This window comes from Psychromonas sp. 14N.309.X.WAT.B.A12 (genome assembly GCF_030397575.1).
Classification (GTDB): Bacteria; Pseudomonadota; Gammaproteobacteria; order Enterobacterales; family Psychromonadaceae; genus Psychromonas.
On sequence record NZ_JAPNXS010000017.1, the window covers coordinates 39,004 to 47,037 of the forward strand.

Annotated in this window: 4 protein-coding genes and 6 tRNA genes; 6 read left to right on the forward strand and 4 right to left on the reverse strand. The window is 37.8% G+C overall.

What is annotated here, in order from left to right:
* Positions 1 to 21 precede the first annotated feature (21 nt).
* The 4 genes from OW492_RS16470 to sbcD all read right to left on the reverse strand — a co-directional run bounded on the left by OW492_RS16470 (position 22) and on the right by sbcD (position 6,773).
* Positions 22 to 903: a diguanylate cyclase gene (locus OW492_RS16470; protein ID WP_290041582.1), complete on the reverse strand. Its 882-nt coding sequence runs from the start codon at positions 901 to 903 to the stop codon at positions 22 to 24.
* Between the two features lie 63 nt (positions 904 to 966).
* Positions 967 to 1,728: a DeoR/GlpR family DNA-binding transcription regulator gene (locus tag OW492_RS16475; RefSeq protein ID WP_290041583.1), complete on the reverse strand. Its 762-nt coding sequence runs from the start codon at positions 1,726 to 1,728 to the stop codon at positions 967 to 969.
* A 111-nt stretch (positions 1,729 to 1,839) separates the two neighbouring features.
* The gene (locus tag OW492_RS16480) at positions 1,840 to 5,550 is read right to left on the reverse strand and encodes an AAA family ATPase (protein ID WP_290041584.1); all 3,711 of its coding nucleotides are present in this window, start codon (positions 5,548 to 5,550) and stop codon (positions 1,840 to 1,842) included.
* Positions 5,547 to 6,773, reverse strand: a complete 1,227-nt coding sequence (sbcD, locus tag OW492_RS16485; protein WP_290041585.1) for an exonuclease subunit SbcD — start codon at positions 6,771 to 6,773, stop codon at positions 5,547 to 5,549. Before sbcD ends, OW492_RS16480 begins: the two co-directional genes overlap by 4 nt.
* A gap of 245 nt (positions 6,774 to 7,018) precedes the next feature.
* Here sbcD and OW492_RS16490 point away from each other — a divergent pair.
* From OW492_RS16490 to OW492_RS16515, 6 genes are all read left to right on the forward strand, one after another.
* A tRNA-Met gene (locus tag OW492_RS16490) sits at positions 7,019 to 7,095 on the forward strand.
* Positions 7,096 to 7,105: 10 nt separating this feature from the next.
* Positions 7,106 to 7,190: transfer RNA gene (locus OW492_RS16495), tRNA-Leu, on the forward strand.
* Between the two features lie 56 nt (positions 7,191 to 7,246).
* A tRNA-Gln gene (locus OW492_RS16500) sits at positions 7,247 to 7,321 on the forward strand.
* A gap of 112 nt (positions 7,322 to 7,433) precedes the next feature.
* Positions 7,434 to 7,508, forward strand: a tRNA-Gln gene (locus OW492_RS16505).
* 112 nt (positions 7,509 to 7,620) lie between these two features.
* Positions 7,621 to 7,695: transfer RNA gene (locus OW492_RS16510), tRNA-Gln, on the forward strand.
* Between the two features lie 5 nt (positions 7,696 to 7,700).
* Positions 7,701 to 7,785, forward strand: a tRNA-Leu gene (locus tag OW492_RS16515).
* The last annotated feature ends 249 nt before the right edge of the window (positions 7,786 to 8,034 follow it).

Genomic DNA, 8,034 nt, shown 5'->3' on the forward strand with positions numbered 1-8,034 from the left:
TTGTAAAAAGTGCTTACGCGATTAAAAAGCTAATTCCAACCTATTCCGACCATTCTCTTTTGCTTTATATAATGCAATATCAGCACGTTTGAGCAAACTATCAAAATCTTTATCTTGATCAGATATTTTTGCCATACCAATACTGATTGTTACATTTATGCCATGTGGGTTAAGACTCTCAATCGCATCTAGAACAGAAATCGCCTTATTAAACGCTTCTTCATCCTCACACAAATCAAATAGAATTACGAACTCTTCGCCGCCCGATCTAGCGGTGACATCGCTTTGCTCTCCACTTGCAGCTAGTGCTTCGCCGACTTGTTGTAAAACAATATCACCCACAGAGTGGCCGTGATTATCATTGATCGATTTAAAGTGATCGACATCAATCATTAGTACCCATAATGGATGCTGTTCTTGTTGTGCAGCCTGTATTTTTTGCTTCGCAACATCCATCAAATAATGTCTATTATATAAACCCGTTAACTGATCATAAAAAGCTAATTGATTTAGCTTATCTTGTTGTAACTTAATAGTTAAATGGGTGTTCACACGTGCAGCGACAATAGCAGGGCGAAATGGCTTAGTGATGTAATCCACAGCACCAACCATCAGACCTTTCTCTTCATCTTTTTCACCTTGCAATCCTGTCACAAAAATCACAGGAATAGCTGCAGTCACAGGATTTGCTTTTAATAATTCACACACTTCATATCCATCCATTTCAGGCATAGATACATCCAATAAAATTAAATCGGGTTGTGGAATTTGTGCCGCTACCTCTAGACATTCTTGTCCACTATGCGCAGTTTTCATTTCGCATAGGCCTTTGATGCATGAGGCTAACATTTTTAAGATACTGGGCGAGTCATCAACTATCAGCACCATTTGCTTATTAGACATTATGTAATAACTCCCTTTTAACCAATTAACAGCAATAGATAAGCTATCTATTGCTTTATATTTCTATTCTGCACAAAGTTGAATATCTAGCCCTTGCTCAGCAAACAAACTGAGTAGTTTAGGATCTGACTTAGGATCGGTTACCAGATAGTTAATTTTATGTGTACCACATACTTTGTAGGTACTCATTTTTCCAAGTTTCAAATGTGAAGCTAAGGTCACCACTTGTTCTGACTGTTCAATGATAGTTGCTAACGTTTCAGCTTCATCAATATGATTAATACTCAAGCCTTGACTAGGGTGAAGTGCACAGACCCCTAAGAAGCAAGTGTCGAAATGAATCTTTCTGAGCATTGCATTGGTAGTTGCCCCTAATGCCATCACAGCTGGTTTAAATATTTTTCCGCCTAATAAAATGAGTTCAATATTATTATGATGGATTAGTTTAGTTGCCACTAGCGGACTAGGCGTGACAACCGTAAAGCTAAAGTCTGTTGGTAAATTCATAGCCAACTGAAGGCAGGTGCTTCCAGAATCAATAAGAATAGTATGCCCTTCTTTGATTAATGGAATTGCCGCTAGCGCAACGCGCTGCTTTAACGGGTCAATCTCTTCATGACGTTGACGATACTCTTGATTCTCATGCTGTAAAGGCAATGCCCCGCCATGAACACGTCTTAGCTGCTTGAGTTCATCCAGTGTTTTTAAATCTCTGCGAACCGTATCTTCAGAAACGCCTAATTGAACACTTAACTCTGCCGCATAAACTCGGCCTAATTGGCTGAGTAACGCTAAGATTTTACTGTGCCTTTCCTGCTGTAACATAATTTACCTTACACTTTTTCTCTGATTTTACTAAAGCAACAACTAATATCTACTTTTAAATACAGTGGCTTTGCACCGAGTCTCATTATTTCGTATTTTAAATTCAGATACTTAAATGATTTCTGCAGCTTTAAATTGATAACAGTCTGCTAATCGACTAAAGCCAGCAGAAGCCCCTTTGCTCACATGAATTTGATGATTAATCCGTTCTTTTAAAGCATCTACATGTGAAATGATACCAATTAACTTACCGCTAGCATTTAGACGCTCTAACGCTTCTAAAGCTACTTCTAAAGTACTAGCATCTAACGTGCCAAAACCTTCATCTAAAAATAGAGATTCAATTTGTGTTTTATGGCTCACTAAATTCGATAATGCGAGTGCTAAACCAAGGCTCACTAAGAAGCTTTCACCACCGGATAAGGTTTTCACATCGCGAACCGCATTAGCCTGCCATAAATCAATTACCTGTAATGCTAAAGGTTGATGGATATTACGTTGTAGCTGATAACGTTGATGTAAATTAGCCATCTCTTTATTGGCTAGGTACACCAAGTTATCTAATGTTACCCCTTGTGCAAAGGTTCTAAACTTCGCTCCGTCAGCCGACCCGATGAGCTTATTCAGCATCTCCCAATGGAGCGCTGTTTGTTGCTTTTCTTGTTGCTGTTTTACAATACCTTGCTGTTTTAATTTATTAGCATCATCGGATTGTAATAAGCCAAATTTAGTCGCATAAGTGGTTTGATGTAATTGCATCTGTTGCTGTAATGCCAAGATTTCATCTTTCACTTGATGTAATGATTTATCTGTCAATTTAATGGCTTTCAACTCAAGCTGTTGATTCAATAACGTCTCCAATCGTGTATTTTCTTTCAATACATCATCTTGAAGTTGCTGACGTTGTAAAAGCAAGACTTTGATCTCTTCTGGCGCCAAACGAGCCTTAATGTATTCAGCTTGATCGGTAAATGCAGAGGCCACTAATGCTTTTTCAAACTGTTCTGATTTTGTTTTACTCTGGGCTGCGTACTGCTTTTCAGAAGCAGTTATTTGCACTATCTCACCTTTCATTGCTTGCGCTACATCTAATTGTACTTGTAATGCTTTATTGACCTGTTCGAGCTGTGCTTGGCTAGCGACTAATTTAGCATTAGCATTGTCACGCAACAGCTGTTCGCTTTGATCGCCAAACTGCTCTGCTCTTTGCAATTGTAAGTGATCTATCTGTTCTGTTAATGCTGTCGTTTTTACCTTAACTTCATCTAAGGCCAGTGTTTGTTGCTGCACCACTTGAGCCTGTAACTTTATTTGTTGGGTTAACTCGTTTAGTGCTGTTGCTATCTTCTGTTCGTGTTGCAATTGTGTTTTATATTGTTCTACTTGTTGTGTCGCTTGTTCAATCCATTGTTGTGGTGCATCAAATAACAATTTACCTAAGACTTTATCTGTAATCGCCTGCTCAGGAAGAGCATCAGTAATCGCTGAGTGTAATGTTTCAACTTTCTGTTTAGCTTTTGTAAACTCTTGTGATAGGGACGAAATTTGTTCTACCAGTCTATTTTCTTCATAGCTATTTTGCTGCTGTTTTAGTGACAGTTGATGCTGCTGCTCAGAGATACTTTGTAACTGTTTCTCTACCTCAATATGACTTTGTTGCAATGCTCTTATATTTTCAACCTGTTGTTGAATAGCAGCATGTTGACTTTCAAGCTCATTACTCAATTCAATTAACTGCTGGCTGCTGCTTGGATCATGTGAGCGACTTTTTAAATACTCATGATTTAACCAAAGCTGCTGTTTTTCATTTTTATCATTTAACAGTAATTGTTGTGAGGCTTGCAATTCAGTGAACTGCTGAAGCTTAGATTTTAACTGACCATTTAATTCACTGTAAGCAGATCGCGCTTTGATCAACGCCTGTTGTAATTGCTGTAGACGTAATTGATGCTCAGGCACATCAATTTTTTGATAACTCACTAGTGCAGGGTGAGTTAATGATCCACATAAAGGACATGGTTGGTCTTTTTGTACCTTTAACTGCAACTCAGTTAAGCTTTGAATAATTTGTTCTTGTTCTAATAGCTTTTCAGTATTCGTTACATCAGCCGCTAATTGCTTACCTTGGTCCTTCAAACTGTTTAACTGAATTCTGTCATCATTAATACTGTTTTCTAAACGGGTTAGATCACTGTGCTTTTTAAATAGCTCCGCTTCAATCAGATCTAATTTCTCCGATATAGGCAACCCACTGTGTATTTGTTTTAATTCACTTTGCAATAATGTCAGTCGCTGATTAGCTCCCTCCAAAGAACTCCCTGGTAAAGTATCGTTTGCTGTACTTATATCATGACTTAATTGCTGTAATTTTTCCTGTAAAGGGGCAGTACTTGTTAGAAGTGTTTGTAGCTCTTGATTCGCTTTCTGATTATTCGATACAAATAACTGTTTGGCCTGTTCAGCTTCAATTAAAGACTCCGATAGACTGACAGCTTTAGTTTTTGTTTCATCCAATTGGTTTAATTGTAACGTAACACTAGAGAGGCTCTCACTCAGGGTGGGTATATAAGCCTGATCCTGCAACAGCACTTGGATCTCTTTTAACTGCGCTTGATAATCTTCGACCTTTTCCTGTATTAAACCTAGCTCATGCTGACTCAAATCAACTTGTTTTTGTTTACTAGTCAACTCTAATTGTAAACTTTGGTGTTGCGTTTTTTTATCAGTAATCGCAATATCTAAAGGTACTAATACTTTATTTATCTCATCAATTGCTTGTATTGTTTCTTCCTGTTGAAGCGACACACTACTTGATTGTTGTAACTGTTTTTTCTGTAAAGACTCGATAGCAACACTGTTTTGTTTTTCTTTTTCAATAATATTGGCTAGTTGTGCTTTAATTTTTGTATGTTGTTCCAATGCGTATTGTTGCGATTCATAAATAGGCGTCAGTTTTTCAGCTTTCTCAGCGTTGACTAAGCTTATTTCTTTGCTTTTGAAAGCATTTTTTTGAGCTTCAATACTTTCAATCTTTTGTTTTTGATCGACAATCGCCTGGTCGTATTTAGCATTTTCTTGTAACCAACTTAATGCTTTGTCTAAGGTTTGTGCTTCCTTAGTTAAGCTTTTCTGTTGTGCTGCAAGTTGCTTGACCTCTTCTGCTAAGGCTTCTCGGTCAGCTTCATCTAATACACTCAACACTTTTGCTTGCTCTGTTAATAGAGTTAACTCTGCTTGTATCTGTTTATTTTGCTGATAAACATATTGTGCTATTTCGCAATAGATCTCTGTCCCAGTTAACTCCTCTAATAGCTCAGCGCGCTCACCACTAGATGCATTTAAGAATGCAGCAAAACCACCCTGCGCTAAAAGCATAGATTTAGTAAAACGAGAGAAATCAAGTCCAGTTAGTTCAGTAACTTGTTTTAATACATCACTGCTTTTTGTCGCTAACACTTGCCCTGTTACTTCACTTAACTCGCACAAAGGAGCTTGTAGATTGCCATCTGCATGATTACGCGCACGTTTTTGCGACCAATAAACACGATAGGCTTTATTTTTAACAGCAAACTCAACTTCCGCTAAACAATCGCCAGTTCCGCGTGTCATCAACTCATTTTTGCTTTGTGTTAATTTATCCAAACGTGGTGTTTGTTGATATAAAGCTAAACATATCGCATCTAAAATTGTACTTTTACCTGCGCCTGTTTGCCCAGTAATGACGAACAATGCGTTATCTTGAAAGGCTTGATCTTGGAAATCTATTTTCCATTCACCCTTCAAGGAGTTTAAGTTTTTAAAACGCAGCGATAAAATTTTCATGATTGATGCTCCACTGCTGATAACACCTCAGCAAACAGCCCTTTAAGTTGATGCTTTTGTTCATCACTTATATTGTCTTCAATATCCAAGCGATGTTCAAACAACTGCGCAGGTGTTACATTTTCTAAGCTTTTTTTATCGTTTTCTTGCCATTGATTAGTTTCATTAATTTGCGGGCAACTTACTTTTAAAATATCAATCGCAGTTCCTTCCACTAATTGACTTAAATGAGTGTGTAAATCAGACATATATTGTGCTTGTTTTAATTTTACTTCCACCCAAACCGTCTCATCTTTTAGCGAAGCTTTAAGGTCATTTATTTGCTCTGAGATCGATTCTAAATCACCGCTAATTATATGTAGCTGCTGAAAAGACGGAATATCAAGCTCACTTACTTGTAAATCGTTTTTATCTGTAAACTCAATAATATTGACTTTCTTGGTGTGTTTACTTTCGTCAAAACTTAATGGGATAGGTGACCCGCAGTAACGGATCACATCAGATTTTTGTACTCGTTGCGCTTTATGTAAGTGCCCCAATGCAATGTAATCGAACTTAGGAAATAAAGCCGCAGGGAACGCAGTTAAAGTACCAATGTAAATCTCACGTACCGAATCAGATACCGAACATCCCACAGTGGTTAAATGACCACTGGCAATAATTGCAGTATCAACAGGCAACTTGTCATTTTTAATCTTATTTTCTGCTAAATCGTAAAGTGACTGATAAGTATCAGCAATACCTTGTTGTAATGATTGTTGCTTTTGCTCTGCAGAACTGCCCTGCTCACTGAGCATGACATCGTTAGCGCGTAAAAAGGGTAAAGCACACATTAATGCCTGCTGTTTACCTTCCTGATCTTTTAACGTAATAAGGTGTTCAGATAAATCATCACTTAATCCCGCGAGAACAGATACATTTAATGCACTTAACAACGATTTACTTTCATTTAATACAGCAACACTATCGTGATTACCTGACACAATAACTAACTGTGAACAAAAACTCTGTTGTAGCTGCACAACGAAGTCTGCATATAACTTTCGAGCATAGGAAGCAGGCGACGCACTATCAAAAATATCCCCAGCAACAATAACCGCATCAATTTCCTGTTTATTGACCACCTCAATTAACCAAGATAAGAATCCCTTATGTTCGCTTTCACGTGTTTTCATCATAAAATACTGGCCAAGGTGCCAATCTGAGGTATGTAATATCTTCATAGTTCACTATCATTGAGTTTAATTACCTTCAGTTTAACTTTTTCATTGATAGAAAACTCTACAACAAGGCTGTTTTTAGTTATGTTTGCACAAAATAAAAACAACTTGACTAGCATTTAGGCAAATAAACAAAAAAACCTTTTTTTTCTTAAAAATTAGTTGACGAGGTACGTCGATATCCGCATAATGCGCCCCATCGAAACGACGCACTGTTTTACAGAGCAAGTTAAGATTAAAGTAAAAATGGCTACATAGCTCAGCTGGTTAGAGCACATCACTCATAATGATGGGGTCCCAGGTTCAAATCCCGGTGTAGCCACCATTTACTTTACGCGGAAGTGGCGGAATTGGTAGACGCGCTAGATTTAGGTTCTAGTATCGTAAGGTGTGAGAGTTCAAGTCTCTCCTTCCGCACCATTCTTTATTTTATAAAGAATCCAATCAGAGAAGTTCAACTCTTTAAAATCAATAATTGGGATATCGCCAAGCGGTAAGGCACCGGGTTTTGATCTCGGCATTCAGAGGTTCAAATCCTCTTATCCCAGCCACATTATCTAATGCGTTTCTAACGAATTAGAATCCTTGAAGAAGGTTAAACTTGAAATAATGTTTTATTTAGTTATAAAATATTACAGAGAAGTAAACTCTTAAAATAACAACTGGGATATCGCCAAGCGGTAAGGCACCGGGTTTTGATCTCGGCATTCAGAGGTTCAAATCCTCTTATCCCAGCCACATTATCTAATGCGTTTCTAACGAATTAGAATCCTTGAAGAAGGTTAAACTTGAAATAATGTTTTATTTAGTTATAAAATATTACAGAGAAGTAAACTCTTAAAATAACAACTGGGATATCGCCAAGCGGTAAGGCACCGGGTTTTGATCTCGGCATTCAGAGGTTCAAATCCTCTTATCCCAGCCACATTCGCGGAAGTGGCGGAATTGGTAGACGCGCTAGATTTAGGTTCTAGTATCGCAAGGTGTGAGAGTTCAAGTCTCTCCTTCCGCACCATTCTTAACCACACGTTAAGAAATAAATAAACCAGCTAATATGCTGGTTTTTTTATACCTAAAATTCAATGAATTGAAAGACACGCTAGATTTAGGCTCAGCAACTCCCAAAGAACGCGCAAGCTCTGAGAGCTCAAGTCTCTCCTTCCGCACCATGCTTAACCACACGTTAAGAAATAAATAAACCAGCTAATTTGCTGGTTTTTTTATACCTAAAATTCAATGGATTGAAAGACGCGCTAGATTTAGG

Coding starts and splice junctions, on each gene's coding strand:
- OW492_RS16470 (WP_290041582.1), bottom strand. CDS start 903: ATGTCTAATAAGCAAATGGTGCTGATAGTTGATGACTCGCCCAGTATC.
- OW492_RS16480 (WP_290041584.1), bottom strand. CDS start 5,550: ATGAAAATTTTATCGCTGCGTTTTAAAAACTTAAACTCCTTGAAGGGT.
- sbcD (WP_290041585.1), bottom strand. CDS start 6,773: ATGAAGATATTACATACCTCAGATTGGCACCTTGGCCAGTATTTTATG.
- OW492_RS16475 (WP_290041583.1), bottom strand. CDS start 1,728: ATGTTACAGCAGGAAAGGCACAGTAAAATCTTAGCGTTACTCAGCCAA.